This is a genomic window from Latilactobacillus sakei, from assembly GCA_002953655.1.
Classification (GTDB): Bacteria; Bacillota; Bacilli; order Lactobacillales; family Lactobacillaceae; genus Latilactobacillus; species Latilactobacillus sakei_A.
Genome location: CP025839.1, coordinates 182,913 through 199,727 on the forward strand (window position 1 = coordinate 182,913; position 16,815 = coordinate 199,727).

General features: G+C 41.3%; 15 protein-coding genes. 12 read left to right on the plus strand and 3 right to left on the minus strand.

The features are described from left to right. Positions 1–7: 7 nt before the first annotated feature. Positions 8–1,414, minus strand: a complete 1,407-nt coding sequence (locus tag C0213_00855) for a dipeptidase (protein AUX11048.1) — start codon at positions 1,412–1,414, stop codon at positions 8–10. A 216-nt stretch (positions 1,415–1,630) separates the two neighbouring features. On the opposite strand from C0213_00855, the gene C0213_00860 reads away from it, so the two are divergent. The 7 genes from C0213_00860 to C0213_00890 all read left to right on the plus strand — a co-directional run bounded on the left by C0213_00860 (position 1,631) and on the right by C0213_00890 (position 8,071). Continuing rightward, positions 1,631–2,371 (plus strand): manganese ABC transporter ATP-binding protein, encoded by a 741-nt coding sequence (locus C0213_00860; protein ID AUX11049.1) that lies wholly within the window; start codon positions 1,631–1,633, stop codon positions 2,369–2,371. Next, positions 2,368–3,222 (plus strand): hypothetical protein, encoded by an 855-nt coding sequence (locus C0213_00865; protein AUX11050.1) that lies wholly within the window; start codon positions 2,368–2,370, stop codon positions 3,220–3,222. Before C0213_00860 ends, C0213_00865 begins: the two co-directional genes overlap by 4 nt. Positions 3,223–3,224: 2 nt before the next feature. Next, a complete protein-coding gene (locus C0213_00870; protein AUX11051.1) occupies positions 3,225–4,166 on the plus strand; it encodes a metal ABC transporter substrate-binding protein in 942 nt (313 codons plus the stop codon). An 89-nt stretch (positions 4,167–4,255) separates the two neighbouring features. Continuing rightward, on the plus strand, positions 4,256–4,762 hold the full coding sequence (locus C0213_00875; GenBank protein ID AUX11052.1) for a cysteine hydrolase: 507 nt from the start codon (positions 4,256–4,258) through the stop codon (positions 4,760–4,762). A 208-nt stretch (positions 4,763–4,970) separates the two neighbouring features. Then, positions 4,971–5,210 (plus strand): hypothetical protein, encoded by a 240-nt coding sequence (locus C0213_00880; GenBank protein ID AUX11053.1) that lies wholly within the window; start codon positions 4,971–4,973, stop codon positions 5,208–5,210. Positions 5,211–5,238: 28 nt separating this feature from the next. Beyond that, positions 5,239–6,654 carry an MFS transporter gene (locus tag C0213_00885; protein AUX11054.1) on the plus strand — a complete coding sequence of 472 codons (1,416 nt, stop codon included), beginning with the start codon at positions 5,239–5,241 and terminating at the stop codon, positions 6,652–6,654. Positions 6,655–7,057: 403 nt separating this feature from the next. Beyond that, positions 7,058–8,071: a LytR family transcriptional regulator gene (locus C0213_00890; GenBank protein ID AUX11055.1), complete on the plus strand. Its 1,014-nt coding sequence runs from the start codon at positions 7,058–7,060 to the stop codon at positions 8,069–8,071. Positions 8,072–8,075: 4 nt separating this feature from the next. On the opposite strand, the gene C0213_00895 is transcribed toward C0213_00890, so the two are convergent. Further along, positions 8,076–9,587, minus strand: a complete 1,512-nt coding sequence (locus tag C0213_00895; protein AUX11056.1) for an ABC-F type ribosomal protection protein — start codon at positions 9,585–9,587, stop codon at positions 8,076–8,078. A gap of 797 nt (positions 9,588–10,384) precedes the next feature. Between C0213_00895 and C0213_00900 the strand changes: the two genes are divergently transcribed. From C0213_00900 to C0213_00920, 5 genes are all read left to right on the plus strand, one after another. Next, positions 10,385–11,776, plus strand: coding sequence for an amino acid permease (locus C0213_00900; protein AUX11057.1), 1,392 nt, complete (start codon positions 10,385–10,387; stop codon positions 11,774–11,776). 67 nt (positions 11,777–11,843) lie between these two features. Beyond that, positions 11,844–12,929, plus strand: coding sequence for a YibE/F family protein (locus C0213_00905; GenBank protein AUX11058.1), 1,086 nt, complete (start codon positions 11,844–11,846; stop codon positions 12,927–12,929). Positions 12,930–12,931: 2 nt separating this feature from the next. Beyond that, positions 12,932–13,708, plus strand: a complete 777-nt coding sequence (locus C0213_00910) for a YibE/F family protein (protein ID AUX12784.1) — start codon at positions 12,932–12,934, stop codon at positions 13,706–13,708. A 331-nt stretch (positions 13,709–14,039) separates the two neighbouring features. Beyond that, positions 14,040–14,828, plus strand: a complete 789-nt coding sequence (locus tag C0213_00915; GenBank protein ID AUX11059.1) for a hypothetical protein — start codon at positions 14,040–14,042, stop codon at positions 14,826–14,828. A 1-nt stretch (position 14,829) separates the two neighbouring features. Then, entirely contained in the window at positions 14,830–15,183 is a 354-nt protein-coding gene (locus C0213_00920) for a hypothetical protein (protein AUX11060.1), read from the plus strand. A 60-nt stretch (positions 15,184–15,243) separates the two neighbouring features. On the opposite strand, the gene C0213_00925 is transcribed toward C0213_00920, so the two are convergent. Next, complete coding sequence (locus C0213_00925) at positions 15,244–16,587, minus strand: peptidoglycan endopeptidase (GenBank protein ID AUX11061.1); 1,344 nt, start codon at positions 16,585–16,587, stop codon at positions 15,244–15,246. Positions 16,588–16,815 lie beyond the last annotated feature (228 nt).

Here is a 16,815-nt window from a genome sequence, read left to right on the forward strand (position 1 = left end):
TGACCAATTAGTCATTCAAGTTATAACGTAATTTCATGTGTTCTGAGCCTGAAATCACCATTTCGCCTAATAGTTTTGTTTGGCGTTGAAGAGATTCTGTTGCTAGTTTGTTATTAGCTTCTTCCAAGAAGGCAACGGCATCTTTTTGACCGTCAAAGGCTTTGTCAGTTGCGTTTTGGATTTCGTGATAAGCGCTCATTGCTTCTAATTCGAAGGTGTTGCGCATATCAACGTAGAAGTCATAGTCGGTATCACCAAGTAAGGCGGTTGTACAGCTTAACCAGTACATATTATTAAGGTCGAATGTTCCGGTCGCATTCTTGTATGATTCCGGTGTGTCATTAACGTTGGCGTAGAATGGTACAACTGTATTGAAGGTGTTAGCACCATAAGCTAACCAGTGAATACCAGCGATTTCAGCAGGCACGTTGTTGCGAACTTGTAAAATGTGCACATTGTGATTCCGGTTAATCCCGATAGGACGGAAGCGTGTTTTAACGTCTTCTGGTGCGCTACCGTAAGGATCATATTCCGTATTTTCAAAGTGGGCGCTCAAGACAAATTTAACGTCTTCGATTGAAATTTTACGGTTGGCATGGCAGATGAATGGTAAATCATGGTCCATTGGATCTTGTTTAATTTCTGGGTTGAAATATTGTTGACCATACCAAGTACGAGGGTTGTTATAAACGGTATCTTTGATGGTTGCACTACCGAAAATGTGACGGAGGTTGTAACCTTCAAAGTCAGGATTTAAGTGATTATCATCAATTAAGGCTTTTAAATCAGCTGAGCAAAGTGTGTCGGCTGAATCAAAATCAAAGTGGTCGATGTTCATGCGGTTAGGGGCAACTACGTAGGCATCATCCGGGATGCGAACAGCAGCCCAGTGATGACCACCGATTGTTTCCAGCCACCAAACACTGTCTTGATCAGAAAAAGCAATCCCGTTTGGTTCGTATGTGCCGAATTCTTCGAGAAGCGCGCCTAAACGTTCAACCCCTTCTTGAGCACTGTGGATGTAAGGTAAGACTAAAGTAACGATATCTTCTTCACCGATACCACCGGCAACGAGTGGGTCTAATCCTTGAATACGGGGGTTAGTGGTAATTGTTTCAGTTGCTGACATTGTGACGTTTTCACTGTTAATCCCAGCCGCTGGCCAGATGCCGTTTGTGAGTAATGAGTTAGGAATTGATGTGTAACGCATTGGGTTATCAGGTAATTTGATTTGCACACCACTGATCACGGCTTGGTAATCGCGTGGTTGATCTTCAGGATTGACGACAACAAAACGTTGAGGATCTAGCGCTTCGTGACCATCATCATTTCGAGAAATCATTGTTGACCCGTCGATTGAAGCTTTCTTGCCGACTAAGACTGTCGTACATGAACCCTTAATTGGTTTTTTCATTATTAAAACACTCCTTATCGATTAATTACTACTAGTATAGCGCTTTTGAGGGTGAAAGTGTGGGATTTAAGGTGAATTCATGTGAAAAAATTATTAATTAAATCAAATGTTATCTTTAATATTTTTAGCCTAGACTAAAATATTTGTTAATTGCATTAAAATCAGTTATGCTGATAGATGTAAAGTTAGGTTTACCTAAAAGAATGGAGGCTCTTTATGTTAACAGTTAAGAACCTCACCGTTGCTTACGATGACACACCAGTATTTACTGATGTTGCCGTTCACTTTGACGCAGGCAAAATCACTGGCATCATTGGACCAAACGGTGCAGGCAAATCAACACTCATTAAAGCAATATTAGGGTTGGTTAAAGCACAGCAAGGCTCAGTTTTATATCAAGGGAAATCAATGCGGGCTGTCCAAAAACAAGTTGCATATGTTGAACAGCGAAAAGATTTGGATTTAAATTTTCCAATCAGCGTTTTTGATGTTGTATTAACGGGCACGTATGGCAAGTTAGGTTTGTTTCGCGATCCAGGCAAGCAGGCAAAAGCGGCCAGTCGAGCAGCACTAGAACAGGTGGCCCTCGCTGATTTTGAACGTCGCCAAATTGGCCAGTTATCAGGGGGCCAATTGCAACGGGTTTTCGTGGCCCGCGCAATTGTACAAGAAGCGGAGATCATTATTTTAGATGAACCCTTTGTCGGCATTGATTTACAAAGTGAGACGGCAATCATGGCCATTATGAAACAGTGGCGGGATGCAGGGAAGACAATTATTGTCATCCATCATGATTTGAACAAAGTGTCACAGTATTTTGACGATTTAGTGGTTATGAATCACGGTATCGTAGATTATGGTCCGACTGATCAAGTGTATAATGCCCAGAATATTGAGCGCGCATTTAGTGCCGACTTATCGGCCGTCTTGTTTGAAAAACAGGAGGTAGACCAATGACCAGTATTTCAGCATTTATGGGCGCATTAGGGCGCTACGAATTTTTACAAAGTGCATTATTAACCGCCATTATGGTTGGGATTATGTCGGGGGTTATCGGAAGTTTCATTATCTTGAGAGGGATGTCCTTGATGGGCGATGCGATTTCGCATGCCGTGTTACCTGGCGTGGCCGTTGCCTATATGTTAGGGATCAACGTGCTGGTTGGCGCATCCGTATTCGGCATTCTAGCGGCGGTCTTGATTGGTTTTGTCGCGACCCACAGTAAGATTAAGACGGATACTTCGATTGGGGTCGTCTTCAGTGCGTTTTACGCATTGGGCTTTATCCTGATTTCGATGGCAGAAAGTGCGACGAATCTCCATCATATTTTATTCGGTAATATTTTAGCAGTGAGTGATCAGGATATTATGACGACTGCGATTGTGTTAGGGATTGTCATCTTATTTGTTTCCTTCTTCTATAAGGAATTATTGATTACCTCATTTGACGAAACCTACGCCAGAACTTACGGGCTTAAAACGCAAGTCTTACATTATGGCTTGATGTTGGTCTTAACGTTAGTAACGGTTTCAGCGTTACAAACGGTCGGGATTATTCTGGTAGTGGCGATGCTAATTACACCTGCTGCGACGGCCTTTTTGTGGACTAATAAACTCGTGACGATGCTCTTTTTATCAGCTAGCATAGGGGCCGTTGCGGCGATTAGTGGGCTGTATTTCAGTTATACCTTCAATTGGGCGTCTGGCCCGGCAATTGTCTTAATGGCCGCTGTTTTGTTCGCGATTTCGTTTATCTGCGCACCCAAGCAAGGCTTTTTGAAATGGCGTTCAGCTAAGGGAGGGCAATAACGATGAAAAAAATACTCATTACTTTATTAACCGTCGCTGGCATTATTGGTGGTGTGTACGGTTTTATTCACCAACGGGCACAAGCTAAAATACAAGCTAATAGTCAGCACACCAAATTACGAGTTGTGACCACCAATTCAATTTTAGAAGATATGGTCGCCAATGTTGGCCAGGATCGAATCGAATTGTACAGTATCGTTAAACGAGGGACCGATCCCCATGAATATGAACCCCAACCAACTGATATCTCCAAGGCAACCGATGCCGATGTGTTATTTCATAATGGTTTAAACCTTGAAACGGGTGGCAATGGTTGGTTTAAAAAGTTAGTGTCAATCGCACATAAAAAGTTTGGGGAAGACGTTTTTGCGACGACTAAAGGGATCAAGGTCCAACATCTAACGACCAATAAGGACGAGCCAGATCCACACGCGTGGTTGGATTTGGCCAATGGCATGCAGTATGTTGAAAATATAACGGTTGCCTTGCAAGCTAAGGATCCTAAAAATGCTGATTATTACCGCCAAAATGCGGATCAGTATATTGCGCGATTAGAAAAATTACATGCAAAGGCCCAGACGCAATTTGCTGATATTCCGGAAAAACGGCGCGTATTGGTGACTTCTGAAGGTGCTTTTAAATACTTCGGAGCAGCTTATGGCGTGACCCCAACTTATATCTGGGAAATCAATACGGAATCGCAAGGGACACCAACCCAAATGAAATCGGTCCTTGCCAAAATTGCGGCAACAGATGTTCAGAGTTTGTTTGTGGAAACATCGGTATCGCCGAAATCCATGGCTAAAGTTGCCCAAGAAACGGGACTACCAATCTATGCAAAAATCTTTACGGATTCCTTGGCGCAAAAAGGAAAACCGGGCGATACCTACTACACAATGATGAAGTGGAATATCGATAAGATCCATGCCGGGATGAGCCATTAGTAGAATCACTAGCTTATGATACGATTCACCTAAAATTTAGTGGTATAAAATGGTATCCTTTTTAAAAAGAGTATTGGGTGGGATTATGGATGGTGGATTTGGCAGATTGTTTATTAGTGATTGATTTACAAAATGGGGTTTGCAAAGGTAAACAACCGGTTGCTAATTTTAAACAATTGATTGAACAGGTGAATGCTAGAATTGAAATTTATAAAGCGAATAAGCGACCAATAATTTTTGTCCAGCATAATGATACAACCTTATTAGCACCACAATACGCTTGGCAACTAGTGCCAGAATTATCCGTGCCAGCTGATGCGCAATTTGTGCAAAAGACCCATGCTAATTCATTCTGGCAAACCAATCTGCAGGTTTTATTAGAACAAAAGCAAATCCATTCACTAGAAATTTGTGGTGCGCAAACTGAGTATTGCGTTGATACAACAGTCAAGGTAGCCCACAGTCTGGGTTATCAATTACAAATGGTTTCAGGACTTTCGACGACCGTTGCTAATTCATTGATGACAGCAACACAAACAATCGCCTTCTATGAAGATATTTGGGCGGATCGATTTTTAACCTTAATTGAAGGCTAATAAAAAGGGTTTCTCTTTCGAGAAACCCTTTTTATTTTGGCAAGGTACTAAATTTAAACAAACTAATGAAATTATCATTAACCGTTTACATTTTAGTAAAAGTTTAGTAAAATGAATTTGTTAGCTGAAGAATGCGTTTACACCGCGATTAGAGATCACGCTTAAACGGTTTCCGGCTAAAAATCTATTTTAGAAAGAGGCTATTAGAATGAATGATAATAAATTAACCATCGATGCAGATCAATTTGCAGCAGCCATTATCGCCGGAAATCCGAAGCAAACAAACGAAGACAACAAGGTTTATATTAAACGTCAATTGACGTTATATCTTGAATCCGTTTTATTAGCAAACGATTTTAATTCATTAGAAGAAAACCAGTTTGGTACAGCCAAGGAAAAGCAACGCCAAGCTATTTTAGAAAAGATTATTGAACATCGTTATCACTAGTTTTAAATTAAATGAAAGGAATTGAACAATGAAAAAACTAAAAGACATCAAACAGTATAGTTCATATGCATTCGGGGCATTTGGCCACGATGCTTTCTACGCAACACTTAGCACTTATTTTATGATTTTTGTTACTAGCCAATTATTCGATACAAAAAATGCCGCTTTTAATGCTAAAATGATCGGTTATGTCACTTCCATGATGGTTGTCATCCGGATTGTTGAAATCGCCTTTGATCCACTTATCGGTGGGGTAGTTGATAATACCCGGACACGTTGGGGGAAATTTAAACCTTGGTTACTAATTGGTTCATTAATTAGTTCTGTTGGTTTAATCATGATCTTCACGAACTTCGGTGGTTTAGCAACAAACAGCCCTTATTTATACTTAGTTCTTTTTGCAATCGTTTTCGTTATTTTGGATATCTTCTATTCATTTAAAGATATTGCGTTTTGGTCAATGTTACCGGCTTTAACCGTTGATTCAGAAAAACGGACGAAGTTTGGGGCTATTGCTCGTTTTGGTTCAACGTTAGGGGCCCAAGGGGTCATCATCGTTATTGTGCCAATCGTGGTCTTCTTCTCACAAATGTTTTCAGGGACACATGGTAGCGAACAAACTAGCGCTGGTTGGTTAGGGTTCGCCGTTGTTATCGGGGTTGTCTCATTCTTAGGTGCTTTAGCAACAATTATCGGTACTAAAGAAGAAAAGAGTGCTATCCGTGAAAATACTGAAAAGATTCGTTTCCGCGATGTCTTCAAAGTAATCGGTAAAAATGATCAATTAATGTGGTTATCATTATCATATTTCTTATTTGCCTTTAGTTACGTGATTACAAATTCACTTTTAATTTACTACTTCAAATATGTCATGGGCCGCGCTGCAGCCTTCTCAACAGTTGGTGTGATTACCGCTATTTTAGGGGTTATCTCAGTTGCCTTATTCCCAACATTAGTATCATTGATTCACCGTCGGGCCATCTATCTTGGCGGGATTGCCATGATGATGCTTGGCTACATTCTCTTCTTATTTGCTGGTAGCAACTTAGTGGTTGTCTTAATCGCAGTTGGGTTATTCTTCTTCCCATACCCACTTGTTTTCTTAGCAGCCTTAATGACAATTACTGATAGTGTCGAATACGGTCAATTGAAGAGTGGGACACGTAACGAATCTGTTACGTTAGCCGTTCGTCCATTATTGGATAAATTAGCTGGGGCCTTTGCCAACGGTGTTGTTGGGTTTGCCGCAATTCACGCAGGCATGACAGGTAACGCTAAACCAAGCGATATTACAAATGGTGGTTTATTACAATTCAAGACATACATGTTCTTTGTACCAATGGCTTTATTAATTGTTTCTGCTTTAATCTTCATGGCAAAAATTAAATTAACAGAAGCAAAACACGCAGAAATTGTCAGCGAATTGGAAAAGAAATTAGACTAAAAAAAGAGTGCGTTATAAGGCGTAATGGTCTGAGGATTAGCATAGATTGGTGAATGAGCGCTGAAAGCGATTGTTCACCAATCGTCGCTAAACGCAGGACCATGTCTTATAAAAGCACGTTTAAAAAAAGAGTGCGTTCAAAGCGGTTTGAGGCTGAGCATTAGCTGAGTGTTGTGGATAACCAGCAGAGCTGGTTGTTTGCAATACGGTGCTAAGCGCAAGCGTCAGCTTTGAAAAGCACGTTTAAACAAAAAGTTCCCATCCTAATCAGGTGGGAACTTTTTTGGATCCTAAAATAATAAAAAAGCTTAAAAAGTATTAAGTTGGCTTAATAAAACGACCATCTTTAACGGTTTTTAATATACTCGAATAGGAGATTAGTAAACAGATAGGAGTCGTTATTTTGAAGAAGTTAAAGATTGTATTAGGAGTTATCGGGGTTATTTTAGTAATTGGTGGGGTTTTTTACAAAATAAAAGAAAATCAAGCAATCCATGCGATTAAAACCCAAAACAAACAGGTTTCCAATCGAATTAATCAGGATAAACCTATCTCATTTTTATTATTAGGGGCCGATACAGGCTCTGACGGGCGTGTCGATCGCGGCCTCTCGGATTCGATGATGGTCGTTACGTTAAATCCTAAAACTAAGAAAACCTTGGTTTATTCCATTCCGCGGGATTCGCTCGCCGAAATGGTTGGCAGCAAGACTAAGAATGTTCAAAAAATTAACGCAGCCTATGAACTAGGAAAAGCGAAGATGGCCAAAAAAACCGTCAGTGAATTTATCGGTGTGCCAATCGATTACTCGGTCACGATTGATATGGGCGCGCTCAAGGAACTGGTTAATTTTGTCGATGGTGTTGATGTTAAAACGAATATCGATGTGAGTTTCGATGGTCAGACAATCAAAAAGGGCCGCCACCATCTGAATGGTCAGCAGGCCCTAGTTTATACACGAATGAGATACCAAGATCCCCGTGGTGATTATGGTCGTCAGTTACGCCAACAAGAAGTCTTGCGCGGGGTCGCCGATAAGATTCAAAAGCCCCAGTACTTAGTCCATCTATCTGGCTTGATGACTAAATTAGGCAAGCATATCAGTACAGATTTAACCGCTGATCAAACGAAAACGTTAATCAAAAATTACCACCAATGTGGGATTAATATTACGAGTGGTCAAATCATCGGGAAAGAAGCTTGGATTAACGGCAGTTCTTATCAAGTGATTGCGACCGATAAATTGCAAGCAACGTCTAACAAACTTCGTGAGAGTCTCGAGTTACAAACCAAAACGTTAAGTAACACGGAGACTGAATTAAATCAATTAAACACAGCGTTCTTTAAAGACAATACTAATAAGACGTTTAATACTGATGGCTTAAATACGACTTATTATTCAGATAATACGTATTAGTTAATTAGCGCGGGATCAATTGATAACGTTGGCTAGCAACACCATCGATAAAATCACGGTCATGTTCAATGAACAAGAGCGTTGGTCGGGTTTGGGCAATTAATGTTTGGAGTTGTTCGCGGGTAATGACATCCAGATAGTTCAGCGGTTCGTCCCAGACGTAGAATTGCGCCTCCTCACAAAGTGAGCGGGCGAGGGCGGCCTTACGTTTTTGGCCCATGCTCATCGTTTCAAGCCGGTGGTTGAATTGTTCCCGCTCAAAACCCAGTTTGCGTAAAGTTGAGAGTAATTGTTCAAGTGATACCTGCTTGGCGGCTGCAAAGTCAGCTAATGAGCCGCTGAGTTGCGCGAAATCTTGCGGCAAATACGACACCTTAATCTGTGGGGCAATGGTTAATTGACCGCTAGTTTGATGGTGGGTTTCAGGAAGGGCGAGTAAGGCTTTGATAAAGGTCGATTTTCCGGTACCATTAGCCCCGGTTAGCGCCACTTGTTGGCCGGCCTTTAATTCAAAGGACAACGGCTGATTTAGGGCGCGGCCATCTTGTTCAAGCACTAAGTCGGTTGCGGTTAGGACGATTTGTTGCGGCTTTAAAGGCTGATTGTTGATCGTCAGTGGTGCGGTAATTTCAACGTTTTTGAGCAGACTTTGCTTTTCAGTAGCCGCTTGTTCACTACGGGCGGTGATGGTTGTGGCGCGCTTCATTACCTTAGCGGCGCGGTGTCCAATAAAGCCCTTGTCGAGATTGGCACTTTCATTTTTGACACTCGCCGCATTTTTACCACGTTCAGCCTGTTGTGACCACTGGGATTTTTGTTGGGCTGTTTGATTTAACCGTTTAATTTCACTTTTGAGCAGGCTGTTTTGATGTTGTTCAGATTGGGTCTGCTGTTCCTGGGTGGTCTGCCAGGTCTGGTAGTCACCTTGTTGGACGGTAATATCTGCTCGGTTGATTGATAAGACGTGATCGATGACTTGGTTTAAAAAGTACCGATCATGACTGATGACGATAAAGCCTGTTTTTTGTTGTAAATAGTGGGCGACGGTATCGCGACCATCTTGATCGAGATGGTTGGTTGGTTCATCGATCAGTTGAAAATGGTGTTCATCGATGAATAATAACGCCAAGAGCGCCTTAGTTTGTTCACCGGGACTCAGCGTGTTGAACGGTTGCCAGAGACAGTCGAGATCAACTTTGAGTAAATTGAGTTCCCGTTCAATTTGCCAAAAAGTACTGTCATCTAATTGACCGAGCGTCATTAGAACGTCGCGGGCTAGTTGACTGGGATCAGCGACGGTTTGTGGAAAATAGTGAAAATCTAGATCAGTTATCAATTGCCCGTCAAAGTCTAATTGACGTTGGAGTAATTTTAACAGCGTTGTTTTCCCCCGGCCATTGCGCCCGATTAAGCCTAAGCGCCATCTAGCATCGAATTGAAGTGTGACGTCTTTGAAAAGAGGCGTCGCTTGATCTAGATAGTTGAATGTTAATTGTTTGAATTGAATTGTGCCCATTAATATCACCTCATAAATTTAAATGAGATTGGTTGGTTGTCGTTTTGCATGCACAAAAAAAGACGCTACTGAGGGCGTCTGTTAACAAGTCTGGTTTTTTACCGGCCCTGAAAATAAACGCAAGCTAGCTCTAACGACAATCAGAAATAAACGGTCCCCAAACGTGGGGCCATTTAGTACCAATCGAGTTGTCAGAAATTTAGCCTGCAATTTTCAATGCCAGTCACATCCTTTGAATAAGTTGTTTTAAATTCTAGCAGATTCCTTTTGAAAAAACAACTGCTTAAAAAAGGCTTTACAATTTTGGGTGTCTTGGCTATACTTAGAAACTAATAATAACAAGGAGGTTTTATCATGATGACAATGCAACGAGTTGCCTTTAACTTTTTCTTTAAGAAACCCAGAATTCGACTGGTTGATTAAGGGAAGAGATTGTCTATTACATGATAAACCTTAATAAACTGGAAGATGACTGGGTAACCCGAGTCATCTTCCTGGTGGAGCTCACTAGTGAAGACTAGTGGGCTCCTTTTTTTGTTATTAGAAAAAGAGTGCGTTTGAAACGGTTTGACTTTGAGCATTAGCACAGCTCGGCGAATGACTGCTGCAAGCAGTTGTTTGACGAGTGGCGCTAAGCACAGAAGTCAGTTTCAAAAAGCACGTTTAGAAAAGAGTGCGTTTGAAACAGTTTGACTTTGAGCATTAGCCCAGCTCGGCGCTCAAGGTTAACCGGAAGAATATGGGTTACAGAACACGTTTAGCACCACCAAATAAAGCATCGAAAGGGCGTTTTGCAGATGGGATTAGGGGCAAGATTATTCAGAAAAGAGTCACTTGAGCGTTATCTTCAACAAGATCAACGCTTAGCTAAAACATTAACGGCGAAGGATTTAATTGCGTTAGGCGTGGGGGCAGTCATTGGGACTGGGATTTTTATTTTACCCGGCACAATTGCCGCGTTGCACAGTGGGCCAGCCATTACGTTGTCATTTATGATTGCGGCGGTCGTTTGTGCAGTGGCCGCAATGTGTTACGCCGAATTTTCATCGGCATTACCAGTCGCGGGGAGTGCGTATTCTTACGGCAATATTATTTTTGGGGAACTGATTGGTTGGTTACTAGGTTGGGCATTATTCTTAGAATATATGTTGTCAGTCGCGGCCGTTTCAACCGGCTGGTCGGCGTACTTTGTCTCTTTTATTGAAGGTTTTGGGGTCCACATTCCTAAAGCAATCACAGGGTCATTTAATCCGGCCCAGGGGACTTATGTCAATCTGTTCGCCGTCTTAATTGTGCTTTTAATTTCAGCATTATTGATGACTGGGACGCGTTCGTCGACACGTATCAATAATTTGATGGTGATGATTAAAATCGGCGTTGTCTTACTATTCTTAGTCGTGGGAATTTTCTATGTGAAGTCGTCTAATTGGCAACCATTCATGCCATTTGGCGTTAGTGGGGTTTTCAAAGGGGCCTCATTAGTATTCTTCGCTTATTTAGGCTTTGATTGTGTCTCGGCTTCAGCAGCGGAAGTAAAAAATCCACAAAAGAATTTACCAATTGGGATTATTGGGACTTTAGTGATTTGTACGTTATTATATATTTTAGTTGCTTTTGTTTTGACTGGGATGGTGTCATATCGTGAATTAAACGTGGCTAACCCAGTCGCCTTTGCCTTACAAGTCGTGCACCAAAAATGGTTTGCAGGCTTATTATCACTTGGCGCTTTAGCCGGGATGTTCACGATGATGCTAACGATGACTTACAGTAGTTCGCGGTTAGTTTATTCAATTGGCCGGGATGGTTTATTACCCAAGATGCTCGGTAAAATTGAACCCCGTCACCAAACACCAATCAACAGTGTCTGTGTAGTGACCGTGATTATCGCGACACTAGGAGGGCTCGTTTCATTAGATCAATTAACAAATTTAGTGAATATTGGGACGCTGATTGCCTTTTTCTTCATGTCCATTGGGGTGATTCCATTGCGTAAAAGAAAGGATATTCCGAATAAAGATGGTTTCAAAGTACCGCTTTATCCTTGGCTACCACTATTATCCGGCTTACTTTGTTTATTCATGCTATTCGAATTACCAGCAGTTACTTGGTTGGCAGCCGGCATCTGGTTTATTTTAGGCTTAATTATTTATTTCAGCTACGGTTTAAAACACAGTCGGTTAAATGATTGATTAAATTTGCGATAAATGTTTGGTGATTAGCAGGCAAACCGCTACAATATAATCTGAGGTGACAACTGTGAAACATAAACGCTTATGGCTGGCGTTCGGGGGCTTGTTGATCTGCATGATTGGGATTTTAGCAACATACCATGACGCAACACGCTACCAACAACCGTTGATCCAAGTGACGGCTGTCAAAACGATTCAAAAAACAAACACAATGGATGATTACCAGAATCAAGATACCGAAGTCCAGCAAAAAGTAACGGGGCGGTTCTTGAATACCAAGCACAAAGGGCAGACAATTCAGCTGCAAAATACCTATTCTAAATCACTGGCTGATAGTTATCGGTATTATCAGGGCCAGCAAGTTTTCTTGCATCATGACCAAGAACGCCATCAATGGCGCTTAAGTGAACCTAAGCGTGATACAGTGCTGGTAGCTGTAATCGTGGGGACCTTTAGCTTATTACTTGTAATGATGCCTAAGCGGGGATTAATGACCATTTTGAGTGTTGTCGTGAACCTTGTGTTTTTCATCATCGCACTCCACTTTAACGCTGCTACTGGTGGTCGCTGGTTGTTGCCATTGATGTGTGGGCTTGCGGTAGTTTTAACTGGTCTGACGTTATTGTTGGTACTCGGACCGAATCGGCAAATGTTGGTGTCATTTGGCGCGACAATTGGGGCTACGTTCTTGGCATTATTATTGAGTGTTATCCTGTTAAAAATCAGTGGCGATCAAGGGTTACATTATGAAACAATGGATTATGAGCTCCAACCCTATAAGACGGTTTTCTTGGCGGAAGTGGTGCTAGGGATCTTAGGCGCTGTGATGGATGAGGCGACCGATATTTCATCGTCACTCCAACAGTTAGCTTTTGAACAACCAAATGTGACAAGAGGTCAACTCTTTCATTCAGGGTTAGCGATTGGTCGAGAGATTATTGGCCCACTCGTTAACGTCTTATTCTTCATTGTGATGGCCGAAGCTTTTCCGATTATTTTATTGTATTTGAGAAACGGGAACACAATTGCCTATACGTTATCGCGTACGATGACTTTGGGCTTCACACAAACGGTGATTAGCGCAATCGGCATTACCTTGGCTGTGCCGGTGACGAGCTTGTTAGCAAGCCAGTTAGTGGAGGTGTGTCGCTGATGATGTTATTAACGGGTGTTTTATTACTACTATTAATACTAGTCTGTGGTTGGCAAGGATTAACCATCTTTTTCAGTCTTGGGTTGAACTTCGTCGTTATCATTTTAGCGTTGGTCTTAATTGCTGGTGGCTTTAATCCCTTAGTGGTCAGTGGGCTGTTGAGTCTGATCTTGCTGGCGACATCGATCTTCATGAATACGAAGCAACCTTTAACGGCTAAGACAGCGTTTGTGACGTCGTTATTGGTTGTGTTGGCATTGTTAGTCGTTATCGTCCCAATCAGTCACTGGGCAGCAACCTATGGCTTTGGGGCGGAAGATGCTGAAGAGATTGAAGGCTTTGGTCTAGCAATTGGGTTATCATTTCCGCAAGTTGGAATGATTATGACGGTTTTAGCCAGTTTAGGTGCAATCGCAGAAACGAGTATTGCAGTTGCCAGCGGGTTGGTTGAAATTTTGGAATATGATGAACAGATGGCCCCGGCACCTTTGTTTAAAGCCGGCATCGCGATTGGTGAGAAAATTATTGCGACGGCCTTCAACACACTGTTCTTCAGTTTCTTCGGGAGCTTCCTATCATTAACGATTTGGTTCATCCAATTGGGGTATCCGCTCGCTAAAATATTAAATCATAAAATTTTAATTGGGGAGATATTAACGTTGCTAATCGGGGTAATTGGCGTAATAGCAACAGTTCCCATCACTAGTTGGTTGGTGAACCGCTTTAGAAAGTCACCAATAACACAAACATCACTTGAAAAAAAAGTCAATTCAGATTAGAATAATAGAATATATGCATGAAAGGAGGAAATGCGAAATGTCACAAAACTTACATGTTAGTGTTTCTGGTAACCGTCGTCCTATCAACCAAAAGAATGCTAAAAAACGTAATGCTGAAACAGCAGCTGTATTGAACTTCTTGAAGGAACGTAAATCAGCAAAATAATTATAATGAATTATCAAAATAATTTTAAAAGACCATCTGAAACCGACTTGTAAAAGTGGCTTTCGGATGGTCTTTTAATGTGCTCTGTTATAAGCGGTACCATTTTGGTAGAATAATGTTGTTTGATAAAATAATTAACCTAATAGATGGGGGCGTGTTAGTTTAATGAAAAAGTTATGGGGAAGTTATGGGGTGACAGCCGTTTTGCTAATTGTGATTGCTGGCAGTTTGGGGTACAGTTATCACTTAAATCAGCAGTACCAGGCTAGTGTACAGAAGCGGCTGCAAACTGAAAAGACGCAGGAAAAACAAGCAGCGGAAATGAAGGCACAAAATAAGGCAATTCAGGAAGCTAATGAAGACGTTCAGGTGGCTCATGCCAAACAAGCCGCAACGGATAAAGCACATTTTGAGAAAGTCCAGGCTGACTTTGAAGCTAAGGAATCCGCGTTTATTACGTCGCAAGGCGGTATACCATCAGTAGCAACCAGCTTTAAAGCATTACACGTTGGCACTGCACAGATTACAGAATTTGAGAATGAAGAGCGGGCTAAAAAAAATCAAGCGCAAACTGATGCAAAACAGCTTTTCGATCAACTTGCTTCTTTAGATAATGCGCAAATCGCTCAAGCTAAGCAAACACTTGCGAATGAAACAACACAAATAACAGATTTAACAGAGCGGATTAATAACCAAATCACTTTGCACACAGCCTTAAATCAAGAAATCGATAAGATTATTGTGAGCTCCGATAAAGCACTACAGAATATAAAGGATGCAGACGGTGACCAAGAAAAAATTAGATTGGCCTTTGATTATGATAATCCACACGATCCAGTGAATGCCTTGAAGGATGATGTTGGTCCAACTGTTGAGGAATTTGCAGCTAGGGAAATTGGCATGAAAATTAACAATTCAGATTTCGAAAATTACTTAGAACGTGAGGGTCAATAAAATGAAAATGACTTTAATTAATAGTGGTTTAGCAGTTGTTGCGGTTATATCATTAGCATTTATCCCAATGGCAATGAATCGTGCACCACAGCAGACTGCCAAAGTGGCGTCAGTTAAACAAGTTAAGCGTACTAAAGCACATTATCAAAATCAATATGCAAATCAGGAAAAAATATTAACCGATGCTGGAGCACTGATTGATCAAAAAATAAGTATTAATCAAAAAGAATCTAGTAGTATGGCGCAATTAGCGCAATTGAGACAAACGAAAGACGATAAAACATCAACTGTTATGGATAATATTCGAGCGATTAAAGAAGGGCAAGAAGCTGCTTCCGATAGCGACGAAGATTAAAATAGGCAAAAAAAAGAACCGCTAATGTTTAAAATTAGCGGTTCTTTTTTGCCTTGATAATTAGAATACGCGTACTGCGAATGAAGGCATGAAGTAACTTGAGATTGTACCAATCTTAACTGATTCGCCAGGTTGTGGTGCGTGAACGTATTGGCCACCACCGATGTAGATAGCATCATGGTATGATGCACCAGCGCCACCCCAGAAAATGATATCGCCAGGTTGTAAGCTGTTAAGTGATACGCGTTGACCAGCACCTTCTTGAGCAGTTGTGATACGGCCCAATGAAACGCCAGCACGTGAGTATGCATATTGTACTAAACCAGAACAGTCAAGACCAACACCAGGTGTTGAGCCGCCCCATACATAAGGTGTACCAATTTGTGACAATGCTGCATTGATAACTGTTTGAGCATTACCGCTTGTTTGAGCAGGTGCTTTTGGTGTTTGGGTAGGTGTTGTTGCTGTTGTATTAGAACTTGAAGCTGTGTTTGTTGTATTTTGAGTTTGTGTTTGAGTTGATGATTGTTGTTGAGCAGGAGCACTTTGTTGTGTTGAAGCTGATTGTGCAACAGGTGCTACTGAAGTGCTAGTTTGTGATGTTTGCGTTTGTGTTTGCACTTGAGTTGCTTGGCTTGTTGATGTTGAAGTTGCAACTGATGATTGTTGTTGAGCAGGTGCAGTAGGTGTTGTTGATGATTGTGAAGCAGCAGGTGCTGGTTGGGTTGTTGATGTTTGAGCAGCTGATTCAGAAGTTGCAGTTGTAGCAGCAGGTGTTGTCGTAGTTGTTGAAGCTGCTGGTGTTGTTGTAGCAGTTGTTGTTGCAACTGGTGTAACAGCTGGGGCATCAGTAATCGGTGTGACGCCGGCTAAGCTAGGGTTGTTTAAAACAACGTAGCTAGAAGGCACCCAACCTTTGTTTTCTAATTGATACCATGTAACGCCGTTAGCTGTTTTAGAAGCAATGACGTTTTGTGTCTTACCATAAGTTAAGTAAGCGCCAGTTGGTTGAGCAGCAGTTGTGTTTGTCCAGATTGTTGTTGCACCAGACTTGTAGTTAACTGTGATCGTGTCTTTAGCAGCAGGAGCAGCAGTTGTAGCTGCTGGTGTTGTTGCACCTGTTTTGACAAATTCGCCGGCAACCCATTCGTTATCAGCTAATTGATACCATGTTTGACCGTAAACTTGTTTTGTATTTTTGATTGTAACGTTTTGGTTGTTTGTTAAGTAACGTGTAGGTTTTTGACCAACTTCAGGACTTGTCCAAACAGTTGTAGCACCGTCTGCGTAGTTAACTGTCCCTGTAGTAGCAGCTTGAGCTTCATTAGCTTGGATACCCATTAATGCAAGACCAGCTAAACCAACGATACCAGATGATAAATAAGTCATTTTTTGTTTTTTCATTGTGATTGAAGTGCTCCTTTGAAGTTTGTTTTTAGACGTTTAAGTTTGTTTTAATTTATCGTGCCCAATAAGCATATCATTCTAACGTGACAAACATGTTACATAATAGTTAGCACGGTGTTACAAGTTTCTTAAGATGTCAGGATTTAAAAGACTAATTGACAGATTATGTTAAAAAGGTAGCGTTTAATAACGATCTTTTATAAATAATGTTCGTATTTTACTAAT